Annotated in this window: 15 protein-coding genes, 2 tRNA genes and 2 rRNA genes (1 of these 19 running past the window's edge); 12 read left to right on the top strand and 7 right to left on the bottom strand. The window is 44.7% G+C overall.

The window, feature by feature from the left end:
* The 5 genes from ACO06Y_RS09315 to ACO06Y_RS09295 all read right to left on the bottom strand — a co-directional run.
* Nucleotides 1-458: ribosomal RNA gene (locus ACO06Y_RS09315) — 23S ribosomal RNA — on the bottom strand (it extends 2,390 nt beyond the left edge of the window).
* A 203-nt stretch (nucleotides 459-661) separates the two neighbouring features.
* Nucleotides 662-735: transfer RNA gene (locus ACO06Y_RS09310), tRNA-Ala, on the bottom strand.
* A gap of 199 nt (nucleotides 736-934) precedes the next feature.
* Nucleotides 935-1,008, bottom strand: a tRNA-Ile gene (locus tag ACO06Y_RS09305).
* A gap of 142 nt (nucleotides 1,009-1,150) precedes the next feature.
* Nucleotides 1,151-2,675 (bottom strand): 16S ribosomal RNA (locus ACO06Y_RS09300).
* Together the 16S and 23S rRNA genes with 2 tRNA genes alongside form the textbook arrangement of a ribosomal RNA operon.
* Before the next feature lie 433 nt (nucleotides 2,676-3,108).
* On the bottom strand, nucleotides 3,109-5,100 hold the full coding sequence (locus ACO06Y_RS09295) for a putative porin (RefSeq protein ID WP_422083564.1): 1,992 nt from the start codon (nucleotides 5,098-5,100) through the stop codon (nucleotides 3,109-3,111).
* A 255-nt stretch (nucleotides 5,101-5,355) separates the two neighbouring features.
* On the opposite strand from ACO06Y_RS09295, the gene ACO06Y_RS09290 reads away from it, so the two are divergent.
* From ACO06Y_RS09290 to ACO06Y_RS09275, 4 genes are all read left to right on the top strand, one after another.
* Entirely contained in the window at nucleotides 5,356-5,952 is a 597-nt protein-coding gene (locus tag ACO06Y_RS09290) for a ribonuclease HII (protein ID WP_422083563.1), read from the top strand.
* 28 nt (nucleotides 5,953-5,980) lie between these two features.
* Complete coding sequence (locus ACO06Y_RS09285) at nucleotides 5,981-8,443, top strand: ribonuclease HII (RefSeq protein WP_422083562.1); 2,463 nt, start codon at nucleotides 5,981-5,983, stop codon at nucleotides 8,441-8,443.
* A 254-nt stretch (nucleotides 8,444-8,697) separates the two neighbouring features.
* Complete coding sequence (locus tag ACO06Y_RS09280) at nucleotides 8,698-10,035, top strand: OmpA family protein (protein ID WP_422083561.1); 1,338 nt, start codon at nucleotides 8,698-8,700, stop codon at nucleotides 10,033-10,035.
* Between the two features lie 15 nt (nucleotides 10,036-10,050).
* Nucleotides 10,051-10,746, top strand: a complete 696-nt coding sequence (locus ACO06Y_RS09275) for a hypothetical protein (protein ID WP_422083560.1) — start codon at nucleotides 10,051-10,053, stop codon at nucleotides 10,744-10,746.
* 32 nt (nucleotides 10,747-10,778) lie between these two features.
* Here ACO06Y_RS09275 and lipB read toward each other — a convergent pair whose 3' ends face one another.
* Nucleotides 10,779-11,495 carry a lipoyl(octanoyl) transferase LipB gene (gene lipB, locus ACO06Y_RS09270; protein ID WP_422083559.1) on the bottom strand — a complete coding sequence of 239 codons (717 nt, stop codon included), beginning with the start codon at nucleotides 11,493-11,495 and terminating at the stop codon, nucleotides 10,779-10,781.
* A gap of 87 nt (nucleotides 11,496-11,582) precedes the next feature.
* Entirely contained in the window at nucleotides 11,583-11,738 is a 156-nt protein-coding gene (locus ACO06Y_RS09265) for a YqaE/Pmp3 family membrane protein (RefSeq protein ID WP_299529707.1), read from the bottom strand.
* Between the two features lie 97 nt (nucleotides 11,739-11,835).
* On the opposite strand from ACO06Y_RS09265, the gene ACO06Y_RS09260 reads away from it, so the two are divergent.
* The 8 genes from ACO06Y_RS09260 to ACO06Y_RS09225 all read left to right on the top strand — a co-directional run bounded on the left by ACO06Y_RS09260 (nucleotide 11,836) and on the right by ACO06Y_RS09225 (nucleotide 22,866).
* Nucleotides 11,836-12,894 carry a response regulator transcription factor gene (locus ACO06Y_RS09260; protein WP_422083558.1) on the top strand — a complete coding sequence of 353 codons (1,059 nt, stop codon included), beginning with the start codon at nucleotides 11,836-11,838 and terminating at the stop codon, nucleotides 12,892-12,894.
* A gap of 99 nt (nucleotides 12,895-12,993) precedes the next feature.
* Nucleotides 12,994-13,539, top strand: coding sequence for a thioredoxin family protein (locus ACO06Y_RS09255; protein ID WP_422083557.1), 546 nt, complete (start codon nucleotides 12,994-12,996; stop codon nucleotides 13,537-13,539).
* A gap of 126 nt (nucleotides 13,540-13,665) precedes the next feature.
* Complete coding sequence (locus ACO06Y_RS09250) at nucleotides 13,666-14,385, top strand: SGNH/GDSL hydrolase family protein (protein ID WP_422083556.1); 720 nt, start codon at nucleotides 13,666-13,668, stop codon at nucleotides 14,383-14,385.
* A 38-nt stretch (nucleotides 14,386-14,423) separates the two neighbouring features.
* Nucleotides 14,424-16,115 (top strand): lysine--tRNA ligase, encoded by a 1,692-nt coding sequence (lysS, locus tag ACO06Y_RS09245; RefSeq protein WP_422083555.1) that lies wholly within the window; start codon nucleotides 14,424-14,426, stop codon nucleotides 16,113-16,115.
* A gap of 113 nt (nucleotides 16,116-16,228) precedes the next feature.
* Nucleotides 16,229-18,970: a PSD1 and planctomycete cytochrome C domain-containing protein gene (locus ACO06Y_RS09240; RefSeq protein WP_422083554.1), complete on the top strand. Its 2,742-nt coding sequence runs from the start codon at nucleotides 16,229-16,231 to the stop codon at nucleotides 18,968-18,970.
* A gap of 4 nt (nucleotides 18,971-18,974) precedes the next feature.
* A complete protein-coding gene (locus ACO06Y_RS09235) occupies nucleotides 18,975-20,486 on the top strand; it encodes a DUF1501 domain-containing protein (protein WP_422083553.1) in 1,512 nt (503 codons plus the stop codon).
* Nucleotides 20,487-20,583: 97 nt separating this feature from the next.
* Nucleotides 20,584-21,459, top strand: a complete 876-nt coding sequence (locus tag ACO06Y_RS09230) for a sugar phosphate isomerase/epimerase family protein (protein WP_422083552.1) — start codon at nucleotides 20,584-20,586, stop codon at nucleotides 21,457-21,459.
* 12 nt (nucleotides 21,460-21,471) lie between these two features.
* Nucleotides 21,472-22,866, top strand: a complete 1,395-nt coding sequence (locus ACO06Y_RS09225; RefSeq protein WP_422083551.1) for a c-type cytochrome domain-containing protein — start codon at nucleotides 21,472-21,474, stop codon at nucleotides 22,864-22,866.
* Nucleotides 22,867-22,960: the final 94 nt, after the last annotated feature.

The raw sequence follows: 22,960 nt of genomic DNA, 5'->3' as shown, positions 1-22,960 counted from the left end.
TTAGCCTTGGCGGATGGTCCCGCCGGGTTCGCACAGGGTTCCACGTGCCCCGCGCTACTCAGGATACCGCTACCCGCACATCGCCTTCCCGTACCGGGCTGTCACCGTCTGCGGCCCCCCTTTCCAAGGGGTTCCGGTCGGCGATGTACACGATCTCGCGGTCCTACAACCCCACGTTCGCCGAAACGAACGTGGTTTGGGCTTCTCCGGTTTCGCTCGCCGCTACTCCCGGAATCACTCTTGTTTTCTCCTCCTCCGGCTACTTAGATGTTTCAGTTCACCGGGTTCGCCTCCGCCGGTCGGCGGATGACCAGTCTTCAACTGGCCGGGTTGCCCCATTCGGACATCCGCGGATCATATCGTATGTGCCGATCCCCGCGGCTTTTCGCAGCTTATCACGTCCTTCCTCGCCTCTGGGAGCCTAGGCATCCCCCATACGCCCTTGTCCAGCTTGTCGCCGGACCTTTGGTTCCTATTCGCTCGCTCTATTTACTTAAAAAAATTCGTGTCTTCTCCCAGTGCGCACATCCCATAAAAAAATATGCGCCCTGTCCCAATATGTCAATGAACCTTTGGCCCTTCGGGCAAATACCAATCCCCAAAATACAAATACCAAATTGGAATTTGATTTTTGGACCTTTGGTGCTTGCCATAGGCCTCGTGGAGAATATCGGAGTCGAACCGATGACCTCCTGCGTGCAAGGCAGGCGCTCTAGCCAGCTGAGCTAATTCCCCTTTATCGGTCGCCGGCTATCGGTTAACAGTTATCAGTTAATCGATGACCCGTACGTCAACCTGGGATACCCAACCCCTAAAATTTCCAATCGTTCCTATTCTCAATGAACCTGGCCCCCTGCCTTACGGGCATCCCCCCATAGGGAGGGAAAGATCCCTTTCCGTCCTCCCCCCGAGGGGGGCCGGAGGGGGCTTCCCGTAGTCCCAGGCAGACTCGAACTGCCGACCTCTACATTATCAGTGTAGCGCTCTAACCAGCTGAGCTATGGGACTGTAACTCTACAATGTGGCCCGGGGGCACATCGGCCCCGGTGCCGTATATCGTTATCGTGGGGACGCGGGGGACATGGAAATTGCAAAAAAAGGAAAGGGACCGAAGGGCACGGGACCGGGCGCAAAGGCCGCCGCGCTCCAGAAAGGAGGTGTTCCAGCCGCACCTTCCGGTACGGCTACCTTGTTACGACTTAGCCCTAGTTACCGATCTTGCCCTAGGCCGCTCCTCGCGGTGACGGACTTCAGGCACTCCCGGCTTCCATGGCTTGACGGGCGGTGTGTACAAGGCCCGGGAACGTATTCACCGGATCATGGCTGATATCCGATTACTAGCGATTCCAGCTTCACGGGGTCGGGTTGCAGACCCCGATCCGAACTGTGACCGGTTTTGTGGATCCGCTCCCCCTTACGGGGTGGCTTCCCGCTGTACCGGCCATTGTAGCACGTGTGTGGCCCAGGACGTAAGGGCCGTGATGATTTGACGTCGTCCCCACCTTCCTCGCGGTTTGCACCGGCAGTCCCGTTAGAGTCCCCATCTCTACATGCTGGCAACTAACGGCAGGGGTTGCGCTCGTTATAGGACTTAACCTGACACCTCACGGCACGAGCTGACGACAACCATGCAGCACCTTGCAATATGTCCGAAGAAAAGTCCATCTCTGGACCTGTCATAATGCATTTAAGCCCTGGTAAGGTTCCTCGCGTATCATCGAATTAAACCACATGCTCCACCGCTTGTGCGGGCCCCCGTCAATTCCTTTGAGTTTCATTCTTGCGAACGTACTCCCCAGGTGGGACACTTATCACTTTCGCTTGGCCGCCGAGCCCAAGGGCCCGACAGCTAGTGTCCATCGTTTACGGCGTGGACTACCGGGGTATCTAATCCCGTTCGCTCCCCACGCTTTCGTCCATCAGCGTCAGTACACGGTTGGCGACCTGCCTTCGCGATCGGTGTTCTATGTGATATCTATGCATTTCACCGCTACACCACATATTCCGGCCGCCCCACCGTCACTCAAGACCGCCAGTATCAAGGGCACCTCTACGGTTGAGCCGCAGTATTTCACCCCTGACTTAACGGCCCGCCTACGGACCCTTTAAACCCAATGATTCCGGATAACGCTCGGACCCTCCGTATTACCGCGGCTGCTGGCACGGAGTTAGCCGGTCCTTATTCTTACGGTACCGTCAGCTATCTACACGTAGATAGGTTTCTTCCCGTACAAAAGCGGTTTACGACCCGTAGGGCCGTCTTCCCGCACGCGGCATGGCTGGATCAGGCCTCCGCCCATTGTCCAATATTCCTCACTGCTGCCTCCCGTAGGAGTCTGGTCCGTGTCTCAGTACCAGTGTGGGGGATCCCCCTCTCAGGGCCCCTAACCATCGTCGCCTTGGTGGGCCGTTACCCCGCCAACAAGCTAATGGTACGCATGGCCATCCCTGTCCGATAAATCTTTAATCCCGCAAGCGATGCCGCTACGGGATACTACGGGGCATTAATCCGGGTTTCCCCGGGCTATTCCCCCGACAGGGGCAGGTTCCATACGCGTTGCGCACCCGTGCGCCGGTCGCCATCTCTGTGCAAGCACAGAATGCTGCCCCTCGACTTGCATGTGTTAGGCCTGCCGCTAGCGTTCATCCTGAGCCAGGATCAAACTCTTCATCGTCGGCTCGTATATATCCACGCGCCGGCGACCAAGGCCCGATCCCGTGCCCTCGATCTCTCTCTCTATTATCCTTACTATTCTGCTTATGTTGTCTCCCCGGAACGATGCCTTATAAGGCAACGCTCCGCGTCTCCACAATATGTCTATGAACTTCCATAAACCCCGGGGGCGTCCCCCAAAGCGGCTGCAAATATAAACCGGTTTTTTTGTTTGTACAACCTCTGGGCAATTTTTTTTGAAAAGGTTAGGAATAATCATTTTACAAGGGCCAAGGGAAATGTCAAAAATGCACCTATTTAAAGGGTATAGAACTACTCCTTCACATTTTGCAGCAGGTAAGAAATAAACCAAAAATAGTGTTCAAGAAAATCTTATTTATCTGTGTATAGCATAAGGCAATACTGAAAAAGTAGTGAAATTGGAAGGAATCCTTTTAAGAAAAGAAATTCCAGACCAGACCAAAACGAATTACAAAGTCCCGGTACGGATAGTTCGGTGCCGAATAAAAATCGAAGTTTCCTCCAAAAGAAGAGTTGAAGTGCTCCGCTTTAAGATATATCCTGGTCTGCTTTACCCGGGCATTGATGAAAAAATCCAGTAGTGGATATCCTCCAAAACTTTCCGTATTTTGAATGTAGAATTCCCCAAGAAGCGGATTGTACCCATCCATATTGTAAGCCGTGAAATACTTAAATGTAATACCCGTCTGTAAGTACATGGCCTTTTTAAATACATCGGAAGAAAAATACAAGGTATTCCTAGTTACCAATTGGGGAACATTGAGCACATTGTTGGTTTGCGAAACATTCTGGTACATCACGGTATTGTTTAGCGCAAAACCTCCCAACTTAAACTCTTTGTTATATTTTATTTTTAAGTGGTTTACACTATTGCCTTCCTGAAAGGGCCTTATATTACCCAATTCCATTCCTTCATCTACTGGGTTGTCTAGATCTAAAGTGAAATAGGTATAGTTATCCAAAGTGGTGTATTTGGCCATTATACTGCCCCAAAAACCAGAATCGAAATTGACCTGAATGTTGTTTACCCTTTGATTTTCGAATATGGCCGTATTCTGCCAGTTGTAATTCTCATATTCACTTTGATAAAGCAAAAAATTGAAGTTTGGCATCCTGGAAGAGGAATGGATCGAAACCCTGAGATGGTTATTTTCATTGAAGCGGTAGCTCGCCGAGGCATCCAGAATACTACCCGTTAAACTTCCGGACACATTGTATTTCATATCTCCTCTTAGCTGAAAACCGCCTATCTGTTTTTCATACTTCGCCCCAATAGCGATTTCCTCGCCTTTTAACCTATTATCGATTTGCTGTGTATCAGTTATTAGGATACTGTTAAAGAAATAATTGTAATTGTAAAGACTTATGTTTCCCTGAAGCCTTCCTAGAATTGTATTAAAGAATTCCGCACTAAATTCATTAAACATGGTCTTAAGACTGGCCTTATCATTGACATCCGTAAGAAAGGCGTTCCCAAAGTAATCATTGTTGGCCGTTTGTATGAACTGATAGTACTTGGTCTCGTAATTGAACTTGTGACCAATGGTCAAGGAAGTTGCCTCGACTTTAGTAGAGTCTCGATTGCTTCTCAACAATTTGTATTGATGGTCCAAAAAATAACGCTTTCCTAATATTTTATTATTGGCATCGGTGAATCTAACATCTATCCTGGATCGATCAAGAAATTCATTGTCTTCACCACCGGTCTCAAATTGTTCCCGGTTCAGCAAGCCTCCATTTTCTTCCGTCTCTATATCCTGGGCGGCAATATGTGCGCGTAGACTATACCGTCCATTCGCGGTGATATAGTTAGTGGTCGTCCTGAAGTTGCCGGACTCCGCTTGGTCAAATGCGTATTTTCCCAAAGATCTAAAGCCCTTATAGGCTATGGAAAAATTGAGTCTCCTTGACGTATTGAACGTTAGCATGGCATCCAAGAGTTGGCCTTGTTCAAAAGTTGTCTTAAAAAAGAGATCGGTCATAGGTGTTGGAACATCATAATACATAATGTCCTCCATCTCCATATAATTAAAGTGAAGTGCTTCGGCCCCTAATAAAGGATAAAGGTTTCTACGATCAAAATCGACACCTAATTTATTGTAGGGCTGGCCTACATTGGAAAAAGGCATAAGTTCAAAATCGTCCTTTCTCAAATAATTATAACGGTATTCCTTTTGTATGGTCAAGGTGGTATCCAGGAAGGTCGTGTCCCGGGCATATGAAATTATCTTATAGTCCCTAATCGTCAATTCCTGGGAAGGGGCTTCCATTTTTTCATTTCCCGGTTTTATTGTCCTTTCCCCTAAACGGGAGGTATCCAGTTTCTTGGCAGGTGGAATGGAATCTTCCTGAGCGCACAGCGAGAATCCAAAAAACAGTAAAAACAGGAAAGGAAAATATTTCATTAAATTGGATGACGGCCCCATTAAAGAAGCATTAAACAGGTCCCGTCATAAGCCGGGATTATTACAATCAACCATTTTGGCATTTGCATTAAGCAGTATATCAAAACAAGTTTCGTGGACAAAGTTAATTTTTTTGTTCCTAATGAAATGTGAAAGTTTTCCCAGCCTACACGGGACATCATCAAAGTTGGCACAAATAATTTTCTATCAAAATTTACTATACTTGTATTGTACCCCGATCAAAACCTGTTTCAAGTGTTAAAATCCTTTTATTCCGATATTGATGAAGTAGGTACCGATGAAGCGGGCAGAGGCTGTCTCGCAGGACCGGTAACGGCCGCCGCCATACTCCTTCCCGAAGACTTTGAAAATGATATTTTAAACGATTCCAAACAGCTTTCCCACAGCAAACGGAACTCTTTACTGCCTATATTGGAAAAGGATTGTATCTGTTGTGGTGTGGCACATGTGTATCCCGAAAAAATTGACGAAATCAATATTCTTAATGCTTCCATCTTGGCCATGCACAAAGCCATTGAATCACTCGACATAACACCAAAGTTTATTATTGTGGATGGAAACCGGTTCAAGTCCTATAAAAATATTCCGCATAAAAGTATTGTGAAGGGGGACAGCAAATACATGAGCATTGCCGCCGCTTCCGTACTCGCCAAGACCTATAGGGATGCCTATATGGAAAAGTTGCATGAGGAATTCCCCATGTACAACTGGAAAAAGAATAAAGGCTACCCAACCCGTGAACACCGCGAGGCTATCCTCAAATATGGCACGACAAAATACCACAGAAAAAGTTTTAGGTTATTGCCGGATCAATTGACCTTAGAGTTTTAAAAGTTTACTTTTACGGTAAAGTATTTACATGAAGTCCAAAATCCTTATCCTAGGTTTTCTTTTTCTGATTTTCGGCTGTCAAAAAGAGAATAAAACTACTTCATCCTTTTTGGAGCTTGTTCCCGTTAACGCGTCCCTACTCATCAAAATAAATTCTTTTGATAGCTTTAGGGAAAGTCTTCAAAACAACGATTTCCTCAAACATTTTGAGTCCTCAAAAACGTACAACGATATTGCCAAGATCGTGCATAATCTCAATTATGTCCATCCCCAAACCTCGGGCTTATTGACTTTTTCAAAATCCACGGAAAAAGAATGGGGGTACACTTTCATCACCGATTTTAGTCCGGATGTAATAAACCTGGACAGTATAAAAAACAAGACGGTCGAGAGCCTTGCCCAAGGCCGGGAAGAAATAAATCGGTATACTATTGATGGAACAATGTTCTTTGCATCCCGTTTGGATGATAAAATTGCCATAAGTTCATCACAATCCGTATTGGAGGATTTGTTAACGAATTTTGAAAAGGTCGAAATTCCGAAGGAACTGCTAAAACTTTATAAGGCCTCGGGGACCACAAAGCCGGCTTCCCTTTTTATGGATATGGACGAAAACGCAGAGCTTCTTGAATCTCTTTTGAAGGACAACCCTGTAATCGACATAACAGGCTTTTCGGATTGGTTATCCCTCGATATCGACCTGCAATTGGATCAAATCAATTTAAGGGGAATAAGTATGGTGCAGGATTCCACCCAAAACTACCTGGACCTTTTTAAGGATACAACGCCCTTGGCCAATACTATCCAGAATTTTGCCCCAAAAAATGCCCGGGCCATCCTATCCTATACATTCCATGATTATGAGATATTCGCCAAGAACAAACGTGGATATTTAGGGTATTCCGTACCTGAAGATTCCTTGTTTTCCACGGTAGAGGAAATTGGGTTTATCTATCTCAATTCCAAAAAAGCGGTACTGCTAAACACTTTTGGATCCGAAACCATTGCCGAGTATCTGGGAGCGATGCAAGTGGGCTCCCTTGATTTTCAAGGAAACGAAATTCTGGAACTGGGCCAAAGTAATTTTTTGGAAAAACTGCTTTCCCCGCTTATCAAGGATTTTGATGCACAATATGCTACGGTTCTAGACAATGCCTTTGTTTTTGCCGGGGAAAAGGAAATTTTACAGACCGTTATCCGAAGCCATAAAAACAACAACACCTTTAAGGACACCCCAGTCTATGAGACAGCTATGGAAAACATAGCCTCCGAATCTACCGTTTTGTATATCTCTGATTCCAAGGGCATAAAGGATATACTGGATACTCATTTTTCGAAAACCTTCATTCAGGATTTTGCCAGATCAAGGCTCCAATCCACGACATATGCGGCGCAGGTAGTGGCCGACAAGGACATTTTCCACACCAATGCCCTTGTAAGTAGCATTACACCAAAAAAATCCAGTAGACGTATTTCCAAATCGTTTTCCAAAAACCTGGAAAATGAAATTGCCACAAATCCACAATTCGTTGTCAATCATAATACCAAGGCCAAGGAAATTGTTGTTCAAGATGAGGACAACACCCTTTATCTAATAACAAGGAAAGGCAAAATACTTTGGAGCAAAAAATTGGATGGCCGTATTCAAGGCAAGGTGCATCAAGTAGATATTTATAAGAATGGTCGTTTACAACTTGCCTTCACGACAAACAATCAATTTCTGATTCTGGATAGAAACGGAAAGGAGGTAAAACCCTTTGTAAAATCATTTGAGGGTGGAAATTTGAATCCCCTTGCGGTCTTTGACTATGATGGAAAGAAGGATTATCGCTTTGTTGTGGTGCAGAACGAAAAGATTTTCATGTACAATAACAAAGGCAACATCGTAACCGGTTTTACCTATACCGAGGCGGAGCACCCCGTTCTCAGTGCTCCAAAGCATTTTAGAATTGGCAAAAAGGATTATCTAACGTTTAAGCTTTCGGACGGCAGCCTAAAGATTTTAAGCCGGGTAGGTAAAGTTCGGGTAAAGGTGGACAAGAAAATCGATTTCTCGGAAAACGAAATATATGTATACAAGAATAAATTCATTGCCACGGACAAAAAGGGGATTTTGTACCAAATTGATGAAAGGGGAAAGATGTCGGAGGCCGACCTCAATCTAAATGAGGATCATGGCCTTGATGCTACCAACAAAACCCTTGTACTTATGAACAACAATGAACTCAGTATTAAGGGAAACAAGGTAGAACTGGATCTGGGCGTATATCTACCTCCAAAGATCTTTTATATCTACGATAAGATATATGTTACCCTAACCGATATTCAAAATCAAAGGGTTTATCTTTTTGACAGCAATGCGAAGCCCATTCCCAATTTTCCGATCGTAGGCACTTCCCCTATAGATTTGGGCGATGTGGACAATAATAGGAGATTGGAAGTTGTGGTAAAGGACCAGGACAACTCCTTTGTCTTGTACAGCATGAATTGACAATCTCAATCCCCCCATTTATACAGCATTACCTACCAACCGTACATTTTTTTGTCTTTGGATCGTGATGGTTTCTAAATTTAACCGAATGCATAAAATTTCCCCCTAAATCTTCACAATTTTAGAGAGGCATTAAAAAACTGTGATATGCAGAAGTGTAAAGTCCGGACCTAAAATGCTCCGTAAGTATAAACGCACATCAGCGGTGAAGGATATTTTGTATTTTTAAAAAACAGCAATTTAGTACTATAGTCATGGAAAAATTAGGTAAAACCATTAAGATAGTAGGCATCTTTTTTCTTCTATTTGGGTTTGTACAGACCACAAATGCCCAATTTCTGAAAAAGCTGGGCAAACGTGCCGAGAAAGCCGCTGAAAGAGCCGTGGAACGAAGGGTTGACAAAGAGACTACGGAAAAAACCGACCAAGTGCTGGACAGTATTCTAGAACCTGGTTCCAAGGGAAATGGTCAGGGAGGAAATCCTATTCCGCAAAGTACGGAACCCAATACTTCCGGTTCCAGTTCGGGCGGTGGGACCAGCGATGGTAATTCAGGAATGGGACAAACTGCCGAAAAATCGATTACGGTCTATAGCAAGTTCGATTTTGTTCCCGGAGATAAAATAATGTTTTTTGATGATTTTGCAAACGACTTCATTGGGGATTTCCCCTCAAAGTGGAATACCAATGCGGGAGGGGAAATCATTACTATGGGCGATTCGCCCCAAAAATGGCTCGAACTTAAATCAGGTTATAACATTTATTATGTGCCCGATGTGCCAAAACTGCCGGAGGAATACACCATTGAATTTGATATAGGTGCCGTAGGCCTAGATAGGCAAACCTCTTCCACGGCACAACTTAGGGTTACCTTAAGTGATGACGACAAATTTAAAGAGGGAACAAACTATGCCTATGCCGAAATCCCGTTCTGTCAGTATGCGGCGATCGGGGTCACCGTTGAAAACAGGATCAATGGAAAAAGGGAGATACGCAGTACGGTCAAAGCTGATTTACGGGATGAAATCCTGGATATGCCACACGTATCGATAGCCGCCAACAAACAGCGCTTTAGACTCTGGATCAACGAGGTTAAATATTTGGACGTACCTAGATTATTACCCGCCGGAGCTGTATTGCATACCGTGAAATTTCACATGAACAATTTTAAGGATGGAAAAGAAAAGGTGTTTATCACCAATCTCAAAGTGGCCGAAGGAGGTGTGGATCTGCGCCGTAAATTGATTTCGGAGGGTAAAATATCGACCAACGCAATTTTGTTCGAATCGGGTTCGGCCAATCTAAAGCCTCAATCCATGGGGGTCATTCGGCAAATATCCCAAGTCCTTCAACAGGAAGCTTCTATGAAGCTTAAAATTGTGGGGCATACCGATGCCGATGGCAATGACGCCTCCAATATGGAACTGTCCAAAAAAAGGGCAGATGCCGTAAAAAATGCCCTGGTTTCCGTATATAATGTTTCCTCAGATCGGTTAATGACCGAAGGCAAAGGCGAGACCGAACCGGTAGGCGATAATGGTACGGCAGACGGAAAGGCCCAGAATAGAAGGGTTGAGTTTATCAAACAATAATACAAGTATTTAGCTATGAAAAAGACCATACTGGGGTTGACCCTGGCTGTACTGTTTGGGACACATACCATGTTATCCCAAGACAGTTGCAGTAAATACTATCCTTTGGTAGAGGGGACTACGTTTCAATACACCATGTACAATAAAAAGGGAAAGAGTGAGGGCGTTACCGACTATACGATTACCAAAGTGGACAATTCGGGTGGCGAGACCCGTGCAACGATGTCCATGAAGTTCGCCGATAAAAAGGGAAAGGAAGTTTTTACCTCGGATTATACCTATATCTGTACCGGAAAGGGCATTAAAATTGACTATAATTCCCTGCTCCCAGAAGCGATGACCAGTCAGTTCAAGGATATGGAATATGAGATCACCGGTACGGACATAGAACTGCCAAACGACTTAAGCGTAGGCCAAACCCTGAATGATGCCAATGTAACCATGGCCATAAGTATGGCCGGTGTAAACATGAACATCGAGGTGAACATGATCAATCGCAAAGTGGAGAAACAAGAAAACGTGACCACACCTGCCGGTACTTTTGATTGTTATGTGCTTTACAACGATACCCAATCCAAGACCATGGGCGCGACCCAGACCTTCCCGTCCCGCTTATGGGTGGCAGAAGACATCGGTATGGTCAAACAAGAAACCTATGATAAAAATGGAACCGTCACCAACAGTATGGCACTTACCCAGTTGAGCAAGTAAAGGAAAAAATAGATTTTGAGGGAAGCCAGGGTTTACACTCTGGCTTTTTGTTGGATCAATTCCGCTTCGAAGAGCACCTCAAAATGCTTGAGCAATTTTGGTTTTACCAGCTCCATTTCCACTTCGCTTTTTCCCAATTCCACATTTAAGGAAGTAACGGCCTTATCCTGAATACCACAAGGGATCATATGGTCAAAATAGCCTAAATCCGTATTTACGTTCAATGCAAAGCCGTGCATGGTAACCCATCGGCTGGCACGAACGCCCAGGGCGCAGATTTTGCGGGCAAAGGGAGTACCGACATCCAACCATACTCCGGTTTCCCCTTCGGAACGCTCCCCTTTTAGTCCATATTCGGCCAAGGTTAAAATGACCATTTCCTCCAAAAATCGAAGGTATTTATGGATATCGGTAAAGAAGTTGTCCAAATCCAAGATCGGATAGCCCACAATCTGTCCAGGACCATGATAGGTGATATCCCCCCCACGATTTATTCTGTAGAACTTGGCCCCTTTTTTGGCCAGTTGTTTTTCGTCCACCAACAAATTATCGATGTTCCCACTCTTGCCCAAGGTATACACATGGGGGTGTTCCACAAACAAGAAATGATTGGGTGTACTTAATGTGAACCCTTGTCTTCTATTTTTGATTTTAAGGTCTACGATTTCCTGGAAAAGTATCTCCTGATACTCCCATGTCTTCTTGTAGTCATGAAATCCCAAATCCTGTATGGCCACCTTTTTATTCATAAAGGCAAAGATACGATGATAGGGTCACTTTTGTATTTCTTATGAATACATTATGATTCTCCGCCAAAGTAGCTTAGGTAAGGGTTTCTAATTCGGATTATTCAAGATTACAAGAGCAGCTATTACCCCAGGGACCCATCCACATAAGGTGAGTAAAAAGACAATAAGAATAGATCCGCATCCCTGATCGATAACGGACAAGGGCGGAAATAAGATGGCCAATAAGACTCTGAAACAACCCATTTTCCAATTTCTTTTGATTGATGTACCTATAGGACGCAATTTAACTCCATTTGTTACGCAAAACCTGTATTTTTATTCCTTATTGGTCACGTAATTTATGCCTACAAGAATATTGTTTTTTCTAATCTGTTTCACTATCCTTAAAAGTCAGGGGCAATATCGTTTTGACGGACAAATAAACCTTGATGAAGGTAAGACGGTGTATCTCTCCTACATTGAGGATTACAGAAAACTTTCCCGAATCTATATGGATCAGATTATTCGAAAAACAGAGGTCGACTCATTAGGCAGGTTCAGTTTTAAGGGAAGCAATCTTCCGGAAGAAAATCGAATTTATAGACTACATCTGGATGGTTGCGACATGGAACCCAAACCAAATCCGCACATACTTGGGGTCTGTGATTTTAGCCAGAGTATACTTTTTATCGCTAATAACACGGATACCTTAAACTTCTCAAAATCGGCCAATGGACAAACATTTTGTCAGATCGCTTCTACGAACCCCTCTTCCGACAATCTCCAGGAAATAGAGTTCCTAAAGGAAGAAATGATCGTGGATTTCAATGATTTTAATAGTGAAGCCAACAAAAAAATCAATTCGGAGAAATGGTTTACGAGCCTTCAGGAATTTGGTATTGGCCTTAACGAGCCCTTGGCAGAACTATTTGTTTATGACTTTTTATCGGATAGAAGAAACGAGACCTACCCCTATTATCTAAAAAATCTGAACGCCAATCCCTATTACGATGATTTACTGAATCGTTTGAAGAATAAGTATCCCGAAACTAATTATACCCGACTTTATGAAAATGAAATTGCCCTGGACAGACAAATTGCTTCGGGTAAGGGCACAATGTTTTTTACAGGGAAATGGATTTTGGCCTTCATCCTGATGCTTTCTATACTACTGAATCTTTACTTGTTGCTCCAAAGAAAAAAATCCAAAGCAACTGCCAAAAAGGGTATCCTGGAAAAACTCACCTATCAGGAACAGAAAATTGTAAGCGAAATTTTAAAGGAAAAGACCAACAAGGAAATTGCAACGGACCTTTTTATCAGCGTCAGTACCGTAAAGACACATATCAACAATTTGTACAAAAAATTGAATGTCTCCAAAAGAGAGGATATTAAGGGGTTGTTCGAGAATCAAAATTGAAAATCCACCCGGGGTCTAGTCCCTATTTCCAACGCCGTTTTTTTTGCACCTAATCGTTTATCCGTGATTTTCGAAATCTAAACTTTAAATCGAAAAATCATGAAAACTAGCGTATTCCTATTTTTGACATTATTGTCCGTGGGTTTGTTTGGCCAAAATCAAGAGATCATTCTGGAAGATGGGAAGTCATTCCTTCTGGGAAAAATTACATTGGAAGCTTTTGAAAAGGAACCCTATCGGGATTGGTACCAGAAATCCTATCAGGATTATGGGGTAGATGAAACCTTACTACAGCTTTTTAAGCAGAAACTGGCCGATTATGAAATACAACTCTTTTTAGGTACCTGGTGCGGGGATAGCAGGCGTGAAGTGCCCCGATTTATCAAAATCCTGAAGGAAGCCGATTTCCCTCTGGAAAATTTGGAAATCATAGCATTGGATCGAAGAAAAGGTTGGTACAAAAAAAGTCCAGGGGGTGAAGAAAAGGGCAAGAATATCAAAAAGGTGCCTACGATGCTTTTCCTGAAAAATGGAACGGAAATAAACAGAATTGTGGAAAGTCCCGTAGAGTCCCTTGAGGAAGATTTGGCGCTCATCTTAAATGGAGGCGCATATGTGCCTAACTATGCTATAAAAAAACGATAGCCCCTTTTCTTACTTACCTTTCAATAGTTGCTTTGCTCGGGAGTCCAACTACAAAACTAATTTTTCGGCGTACTTTTGCCATTCGTACCTCTGTATAATTAAGAATACAAAATGTTTGGCCGACTATTGAAAGGTAATCTTCTTTTAATTGCATTCTTCGCAGTACTTGGGCCTGCCTGCAGTACAGATGCCGCAATGGATTTCGAAAGGATGGAACCCGAACGAAACAGACAATCCACCGCTACTATCCGATACCTTGCACTAGGCGATAGCTATACGGCAGGAACCGGTATAGATACATTACAAAGCTTTCCCCGTCAACTACAACGAGCCCTGGCCCAAGAACTCAACAGAGGGGTTTCGGTGCAAGTAGTCGCTACGGCAGGATGGCGTACGGACAATTTAATCGATGCCCTGGAGGAGGAGACACTGGAAGATAGCTACGACTTGGTCACTTTATTGATCGGGGTAAACAATCAATTTCAAAATCGTCCCTTTTCACAATACGAGGACGAGTTTCCTAGACTCTTGAACAGGGCATTGGATTTGGCCGGTAACGACCCCGATCGGGTAACGGTACTATCCATCCCGGATTATTCCTATACCCCGTTCGGACAGGACTTGGGTTTTGAGAACATATCGCAGGAAATTGATGTTTACAACAATTTTGCGGCCACAATTGCCGAGCAGAATGGTATCCCATTTGTGGATATTACGGACATTTCCAGGAACGGTCTTGAAGATACTTCCTTGGTCGCAGGAGACCATCTGCATCTTTCGGAAAAGGCCTATCAAATGTTTCTGAATCGGATTGTTCCCAGTGTCATATCCAAATTGAAAGATTGACGTAAACAGTATATATTTGCAGCCTTAACCAAATGCACATGCAACTTTCGGAGCAGGAAATCATAAGAAGGGAGAAATTGGACAAGTTAAGGGAAATGGGCATAAACCCATATCCGGCTGCGCTGTATCCCGTAAATACATCCTCGAAGCATATTAAGGAACACTATCGCGAAGGAAGAGACGTAGTCATTTCGGGCCGGTTGATGTCGCGCCGTATCCAAGGAAAAGCTTCCTTTGCGGAACTACAGGATAGTTTCGGCCGAATCCAGGTATACTTCAATCGGGATGAAATTTGTCCGGACGAGGACAAGACGCTATATAACGAGGTGTACAAAAAATTACTGGATATAGGCGATTTCATTGGTGTGGAAGGGGAGCTTTTTACTACCAAAGTGGGGGAAAAAACAGTGATGGTGAAGGATTTCACCTTGTTGAGCAAGGCACTTCGTCCCCTACCCTTGCCCAAGAAAGATGCTGAAGGAAACATTTATGATGAATTCAACGATCCGGAACTGCGTTATCGCCAACGCTATGTGGATTTGGTGGTAAATCCATCCGTTAAGGAGACTTTTATCAAGAGAACCAAGATTACCAATAGCATTCGGGAATTTTTAAATACCAAGGGTTATTTGGAAGTAGAGACCCCAATTTTACAGCCGATCCCTGGAGGTGCTGCTGCCCGTCCGTTCCTGACCCACCATAATGCGTTGGACATCCCGCTGTACCTAAGAATCGCCAACGAACTGTATTTAAAGCGCCTTATTGTCGGTGGCTTTGAAGGGGTCTATGAATTCGCCAAGGATTTTAGGAACGAAGGTATGGATCGCACCCATAATCCCGAATTCACGATAATGGAATTATATGTGGCCTACAAGGACTACAACTGGATGATGGAAACCACCGAACAATTATTGGAAAAAGTGGCCCTGGATGCCAACGGCACCACAAAAGTAAAAGTAGGCGAACAAGAAATCGACTTTAAGGCTCCTTATCCCCGGGTTCCCATTTTGGAAGCCATTAGGATACACACGGGTTTTGATGTGGCAGGTATGGATGAGGCCCAACTTAGGGAAGTAGCCCAGAAGTTACAGATAGAAGTGGATGAAACCATGGGTGTAGGTAAATTGATTGATGAGATTTTTGGCGCAACCTGTGAGCACCATTATGTACAACCCACCTTTATCATCGATTATCCCAAAGAGATGAGTCCCTTGACCAAGGAGCACCGTACCGATCCGGCCTTGACGGAACGCTTTGAACTCATGATCAATGGAAAGGAAATAGCCAATGCTTATTCTGAACTAAATGATCCCATTGACCAGCGCGAACGTTTTGAAGAGCAGTTAAAATTGTCCGAAAAAGGGGATGACGAGGCCATGTTCATTGACCAGGATTTTCTGCGGGCCCTGGAATATGGTATGCCCCCAACTTCCGGTATAGGTATTGGTATAGACCGTTTGGTAATGCTCCTGACCGATAATTCCTCCATTCAGGAGGTGTTGTTCTTCCCACAGATGCGGCCGGAGAAAAAGCAGGTGGAGCTGACCGAGGAAGAAAAGACGATAGTAGCCCTTTTAAAGCCGGAAGGAAGTAAGGACCTGAACGAACTCAAATCCCAGGCCGGACTCAGTGGCAAAAAATGGGACAAATCCATGAAGGCGCTTTCCAAAAACGGGCTTGTAAAAGTCATCGTCGAAGGCGACTCCAAAATTGTAACACTTAAAGATTAAAATCCTACCCTTTAAAAAATCAGGTTTTAGTTGCACAGTGTTGCGTAATTTTAAAACCCGATTTTTCAAAATATCCCTATATTTATAAGCCGTTCCAAATCATTGGATTGTAAATGAAAAGGAAGATTTATATAGGAGTATGCATTGGTATGGCCTTGGTTGCCCTTGCCCTGCTTTGGAGTTCGTTTAAGCCTACCGAAAAAGTCGACTTCAGCACGCAGGTAAAACCCATTCTCAATAACAAGTGCATAACCTGTCATGGGGGTGTCAAAAAAAACGGAGGGTTTAGCCTTTTGTTCGAGGAAGAGGCCTTTGCCATTACCGAATCCGGTAAGCCGGCCATCATTCCCGGGGATGCCTCGGGAAGTGAGTTTATTAAGCGATTGAAGGAAGAAGATCCCGAACTTCGCATGCCTTATGAGAAAGCCAAACTATCCGATGAGGAGATAGACCTCCTGACACGCTGGATAGACCAAGGGGCTGAATGGGGGGAACATTGGGCGTATTCGCTCCCCAAAAAAGTGGATGTCCCTACCTGGACCAATGAAGCGGGTTTTACTTTTGAAAAATCGTCCGAATTTCTTCAGAACAACATTGATAATTTCATCCTGGCCCGTCTGGAAAGTGAGCAAGTGGAACCCAATCCCCCGGCCGAAAAAAATGTTATTGCTAGAAGACTCGCCTTGGATCTTACGGGGCTACCTCCTAGCAAGAAACTATTACAAGAGTTCGAAAATGGAGCGCTTTCCTACGAAGCCTTAACGGACACCTTATTGGCACAAAAGACGTATGGAGAAAAGTGGGCGACCTGGTGGTTGGACCTGGCCCGATATGCGGATTCAAAAGGCTATGAGAAGGATATGGGCCGATCTATTTGGAAATATCGGGATTGGGTTATCGATGCCTTTAACAAAGACTTGCCCTATGACCAATTTACTTTGGAACAATTGGCCGGGGACCTTTTACCCGACCCGAGTACCGATCAGTTGATTGCCACGGCCTTTCATAGAAACACCATGAACAATGATGAGGGCGGCACCGATGATGAGGAATATCGGATCGCCACGGTCATCGATAGAGTGAATACCACTTTTGAGGTCTGGCAGAGCACCACCATAGGCTGCGTACAGTGCCATGGTCATCCCTACGACCCGTTTAAACATGAGGAGTATTTTAAGCTTATGGCCTTTTTTAACAACACTAGGGACGAAGACACCCCAAGTGAAGGCCCGGTACTCAAATTCTATGATTCCAAACAACAGCAAGATGTAGACAAGGTACTGAATTGGATTGCCAAAAATGGCACCCCAAAACAGCACAAAACCTACAAGGACTTTATGCAGTTTACCGAACCGGTATATAAATCGCACTTTTTTCAAGAAATTACCAATGGATCCTACGATGATCATGCCTCCGTGGTACTTTGGGACGATGGCAACTGTATGCTGGAAAACGGCTATACCAACAACGCCGGTTATGTATATTTAAATTATCGTTCGCACTATGACGGGACCCGGATGACCATACGTGAGGGGGATGCCAACGGTCCTATTTTGGGGCAGTTTACCATCAACAAGGCGAAAAATAACACAACATCCCAATTTCCGATAAAGAAGATAGACCGTAAGACCAATCTCTATATTGAAACACAGAATAATACGGCGGCTAAGGAGGCCAATATTATCAATATCTATTGGATCGCGTTTTTGGAGGATATGCCAGGGCAGGACAAACCCGGATGGTCCTCAATAAACAAGGCTTTTTTAAAGACCTTGAATACCAATACGCCTACGACGGTACCCATTTTGGCCGAAAATCCATCCTATATGCAGCGCACTACCCAGGTTTTTGACCGTGGTAGCTGGCTATCCAAGACCGATACAGTTCAACCAAGTACTCCCGGAAGCCTTAGCGAATGGAACCCGGAATGGCCCAAAGATCGCTTGGGCCTCTCCCAATGGATCGTTGACAAAAAAAATCCTCTGACCGCCCGTACCTTAGTAAATAGAATATGGCACCAAATTTATGGCAGGGGCTTAGTGGCCACTATCGAGGACATCGGTTCGCAATCCGATGCCCCTTCCCACCCTGCCCTTTTGGATTGGCTCTCACTACGCTTAATGAACGAGCATAACTGGAGCATGAAAGCGTTGATAAAAGAAATTGTGTTATCGGGCACTTATCGTCAAAGTTCGAAGAGCACCCCGGAAATGCATCAGAAAGATCCGAACAATGAATTGTATGCCAGAGGCCCTAGGATTCGTTTGGGGGCCGAGGCCATTCGCGATCAAGCATTGGCCGTTTCCGGACTTCTGAGTGACAAGATGTACGGCCCAGGCGTTATGCCGCCCCAACCCGATGGGGTCTGGCAAACCGTTTACAACGGAGCCCAGTGGGAGGAAAGCAAGGGAGAGGACCGATATAGAAGAGGAGTCTACACCTATTTGAAACGTACAAGTCCTTACCCCTCATTTTTAACCTTCGATGCCGGCAGTAGGGAAGTCTGCACCATTCGCCGGATCGTAACCAATACACCCCTACAGGCTTTGGTAACCTTGAATGATCCGGTCTATTTGGAGGCATCCTATGCGCTTGCAAAGAATACCAGGGTTATGGATGACATCGATAAAAGTATCGCCCAAAGTTATAAAAGGGCCACCTACACTGATATTTCACCGAACAAATTGGAAGCGTTAAAGGCATTGTACCAAGAATCATTATTGGAATTCAGGAAAAATGAAGAAGCCAATGCGCTTTTTTTGCATTTTGATGATAAACCCACTCCAGAACTATGCGCCTTGACCGTGGTGGCCAATGCCATTATGAATTTGGATGAATTTTTAACAAAAGCCTAGTCCCATGGAAGACCGTATCCAAAGATTGATCCAAGAAAAGATTGTCCGGGAGACACAGGCCAAAACCCGTAGGCACTTCATAAAAAGTTGTGCCCAAGGTATGGGTGGTTTGGCGTTGAGCTCCATTTTTATGGGATGCGACCCTTTGGAAAAAGCTAAGCCCAAAAGCGCTATGGCGTTTTCCGAACGCGACCTGAACCCTTTGGCAACCCTGGCACCTCCATTTGCCCCAAAAGTAAAGTCGGTCATTTACTTACATATGGCCGGAGCACCCTCACAGCTCGAAATGTTCGATTACAAACCGGAACTCCAAAAATATCACGGACAGGATTGCCCCCAGTCTTTGTTGGAAGGAAAGAAATTTGCCTTTATCAAGGGTACCCCAAAACTGATGGGGCCCCAGGCCGAATTCAAGCAAGAGGGCGAATCGGGCAATTGGGTCTCTAATTTTATGCCCCATTTTAAGAAGGTGGTGGACGAAGTCGCTTTTTTGAAGGCTGTACATACCGATCAATTCAATCATGGCCCCGCACAGTTATTCATGCATACGGGCAGTGCCCGATTAGGCAGACCAAGTATCGGTGCCTGGGCCACCTACGGATTGGGCTCTCCAAATCAAAATCTTCCGGGTTTTGTAGTGTTGACCTCTGGTGGCAATACCCCCGATGCCGGAAAAAGTGTCTGGGGCAGTGGATTCCTGCCATCTGTTTACCAGGGTGTCCAATGTCGTTCCAAAGGAGACCCTGTACTCTATATAGAAGATCCAGAGGGCATGACCCGAGATCTTAAAAAAAGTACCATTGATGCCATTAATAAAATCAATAAGGAAGAATACGCCAAGTACGCCGATCCGGAAATCTTGGCCCGTATCAACCAATATGAAATGGCCTACCGCATGCAAATCGCGGTACCGGAGGTCATGAATATCAATAATGAACCGGAAAATGTTCAACAGATGTACGGCGTTGAACCGGGCAAGGAATCCTTCGCCAATAACTGTCTTTTGGCCCGTAAATTGGTCGAGGACGGTGTACGTTTCGTACAACTTTTTGACTGGGGATGGGATACCCATGGGAATGTCCGTGAGGGATCGATTGATTTAGGCCTACGCAATAAATGTCGGGAAATAGACCGGCCCATTGCTGCATTGATCCTGGATCTTAAACAACGAGGATTGTTGGATGAAACCTTGGTGGTCTGGGGCGGCGAGTTTGGCAGAACCCCCATGCAGGAAAACCGGGGCAATAAAAAAATGGCCTACAAGGGCCGTGACCATCATGGGGATGCCTTTACCATGTGGATGGCCGGAGGTGGTATCAAAAAAGGCGTTTGCCATGGCAAGACAGACGATATCGGGTTTTCCGGAATAGAAGGTCGGGTTTCGGTACATGATATCCATGCCACCATTTTACACCTACTGGGCTTTGACCACGAACAATTTACCTATGAATTTCAAGGCCGACATTTTCGGTTGACCGATGTAGAGGGCGAACTTATCAGAGAGATTTTGGCGTAGTCTTAAACCTATCCTACGGAGAGGTTAAATATGGGGAAATTGAAATGCAAGAGGTAAGCCAGGTGAACGAGCTCAAAATAAATAACCAAACCAATAAATGAAAATACGTTTTCTCCTTGTTCTTTTTTTTATAACGTTTACCACGCATTCACAACAGAAAAAACAACTTGAATTCTTCCAGACTGACTGGGGAAGAAGTGTTTCTTGGGATTCCTTCTGCGAACGTGTCAAGGCATCCGGTTACGATGGAATAGAGACTTGGTTTCCCTCCAATGAACAAAGCCAAACCGAATTAAAGGCGGCACTAAAAAAGTATGGCCTCAAAGTCGGGTTTTTAAATGGTACCAACAAATCACTTCCCTTCAAAGAGAGCCTAAAATCCTACAGGGAACATTTTAAGGTTTTACTATCCTGGAAACCGGCCTACATCAACTGTCATACGGGCAACGACTTCTATACCTTTGAGCAGAACAAGGCCTTTATTGATGCCGCCAACACAGTGGCCGAAGAAAGTGGTATTCCTATTTACCATGAGACGCATAGGGGGCGGTTCAGTTTTAACCTGCCTGATACGCAGGCCTATTTGAAGGCAATTCCCGATTTGAAATTGACCTTGGACATCAGCCATTGGATGGTTGTCCATGAATCGCTCTTGGAAAATCAAGGTGAAGAACTAAAGGAAGTCCTAAATCGATCGTATCATATCCATGCCCGGGTGGGGCATACGGAAGGGCCCCAAGTCAACGATCCCAAGGCTCCGGAATGGAAAAAAGCACTGAATCGACACCTGGATATCTGGGAAAAGGTAATACGTAAAAAGTGGGAAACCGAGGATATGTTCACGATAACTACCGAGTTCGGTCCTGCCGATTATATGCCAACTTTACCCTATACCCGCGTTCCGGTAGCAGACCAATGGAATGCCAATACCTATATGATGACGCAATTAAAGGAACGTTTGAATAGTGATTAAGCAAAAGGATTTATGGACGTTCTAAAACAGGTACTGGGTAGGCTTCACCCTCTTATTGTACATCTACCGATAGGGTTTATCATTCTCGGGTTGTTGCTACAATGGTATGACCGAAAGCGGAAAGAATACGACAAAATCGTTCCATTGGTGTATCTCTGGGGCGGAATCAGTGCAGCCTTGGCCTGCGTTACCGGGTATTTGCAGTACCTCGGTGAAGGTTATGCGTTTGATACCGTGAAATGGCATTTATGGTCGGGCATCGCCACAGCATTGTTTGCCTTTTTGATGTATGTCCGGTTAAAAGAAATACAACAAATCGATTTTTTGAGCAAGGTTCCCATCGCAGTATTATCGGTGCTGTTTTTTGTATTGATTTCCTTTACCGGTCATCAAGGCGGTAACATAACGCACGGTGAGGATTATTTGGTAGAGCCCCTTCCCAATCACATAAAATCGGCCTTGGGTTTTGAGACCTTTGAGGAAAAGGTTATTACCCTAAACGAAGAAAATTGGCAAGAGGCCGCTATGTATGATGATATCATAAGTCCCATTTTAAACAACAATTGTGTAAGTTGCCACGGGCCAAAGAAAACCAAAGGAGAACTGCAATTGCATAATCCGGAGGTAATCCTGAAAGGCGGGGAAAATGGGGAGATCATCGTTACCAACAATCCCGAAAAGAGTGAATTGTATACCCGACTGGTGTTACCTAAAGAAGACGAGAATCATATGCCCCCCAAGGATAAACGACAACCGACCCCGGAAGAAGTTGAGTTGATCCGAGCTTGGTTGAACATTGGCAATCCCTTTGAGGGAACTATCCAAGAGCTTGGTATGGAAAAGGAGCTGTTCTTATCGTTTTTCCCGAAAAAACATGACGCCGATTATCCTGATATTCAGATCTCGACCGCCTCACAGGACACCATCAACAGTATAAAAAACAAAGGATTCCATGTAGAAAACATTAGCAAAGCCTCTAATTTTCTTGAGGTCTCCTGCATCAACAAACCTTCCTTTACCGATTCCGATTTTGAATTAATACTTCCTATCCGGGAGCAAATCGCCATATTGGATCTTGGGGGAACCCAAATTACGGATGCGATTTTTGAAAAATTGGTGACCCTTCCCAACTTGACCGTACTGAAATTGGATGCTACGGGAATCACCGGAAAAAACATGGAATTGCTCGCTTCATTGGAACACCTTAAATCCATTAATTTAACGGGATCCAACCTGGAGGAAGTCTATCTACAAAACTTGGCCGAATTCAAAAAGTTGGAAGTCGCCTATGTCTTTGGCACCCAGGTACAAGGAGAAGGTGTCCGAACGCTAAAGGATGGTCAGATCACCATAGATTATGGGAATTACGAGCTCCCACCTATACCTTCGGATTCCATTATTTATTAGGCCTGTAACGAATATATCGAGATGGAAAACCAGCGGTCCACTCCGATCCAAATTTTCAAAACCAAAAGAAAAGACATAGTTTAGGGGCTTTAAT

This window comes from Ulvibacterium sp. (genome assembly GCF_965228935.1).
GTDB lineage: Bacteria > Bacteroidota > Bacteroidia > Flavobacteriales > Flavobacteriaceae > Ulvibacterium.
Note: the sequence above shows the minus strand (reverse complement) of the source record. Positions and strands in the feature narration are given on the sequence as shown.

Excerpts from the sequence above, each read along its gene's own strand:
- ACO06Y_RS09280 (WP_422083561.1), top strand. The coding sequence starts at position 8,698 with ATGGAAAAATTAGGTAAAACCATTAAGATAGTAGGCATCTTTTTTCTT.
- ACO06Y_RS09275 (WP_422083560.1), top strand. The coding sequence starts at position 10,051 with ATGAAAAAGACCATACTGGGGTTGACCCTGGCTGTACTGTTTGGGACA.
- ACO06Y_RS09265 (WP_299529707.1), bottom strand. The coding sequence starts at position 11,738 with ATGGGTTGTTTCAGAGTCTTATTGGCCATCTTATTTCCGCCCTTGTCC.
- ACO06Y_RS09240 (WP_422083554.1), top strand. The coding sequence starts at position 16,229 with ATGAAAAGGAAGATTTATATAGGAGTATGCATTGGTATGGCCTTGGTT.
- ACO06Y_RS09260 (WP_422083558.1), top strand. The coding sequence starts at position 11,836 with ATGCCTACAAGAATATTGTTTTTTCTAATCTGTTTCACTATCCTTAAA.
- ACO06Y_RS09230 (WP_422083552.1), top strand. The coding sequence starts at position 20,584 with ATGAAAATACGTTTTCTCCTTGTTCTTTTTTTTATAACGTTTACCACG.
- ACO06Y_RS09255 (WP_422083557.1), top strand. The coding sequence starts at position 12,994 with ATGAAAACTAGCGTATTCCTATTTTTGACATTATTGTCCGTGGGTTTG.
- ACO06Y_RS09235 (WP_422083553.1), top strand. The coding sequence starts at position 18,975 with ATGGAAGACCGTATCCAAAGATTGATCCAAGAAAAGATTGTCCGGGAG.
- lipB (WP_422083559.1), bottom strand. The coding sequence starts at position 11,495 with ATGAATAAAAAGGTGGCCATACAGGATTTGGGATTTCATGACTACAAG.
- lysS (WP_422083555.1), top strand. The coding sequence starts at position 14,424 with ATGCAACTTTCGGAGCAGGAAATCATAAGAAGGGAGAAATTGGACAAG.
- ACO06Y_RS09295 (WP_422083564.1), bottom strand. The coding sequence starts at position 5,100 with ATGAAATATTTTCCTTTCCTGTTTTTACTGTTTTTTGGATTCTCGCTG.
- ACO06Y_RS09285 (WP_422083562.1), top strand. The coding sequence starts at position 5,981 with ATGAAGTCCAAAATCCTTATCCTAGGTTTTCTTTTTCTGATTTTCGGC.
- ACO06Y_RS09225 (WP_422083551.1), top strand. The coding sequence starts at position 21,472 with ATGGACGTTCTAAAACAGGTACTGGGTAGGCTTCACCCTCTTATTGTA.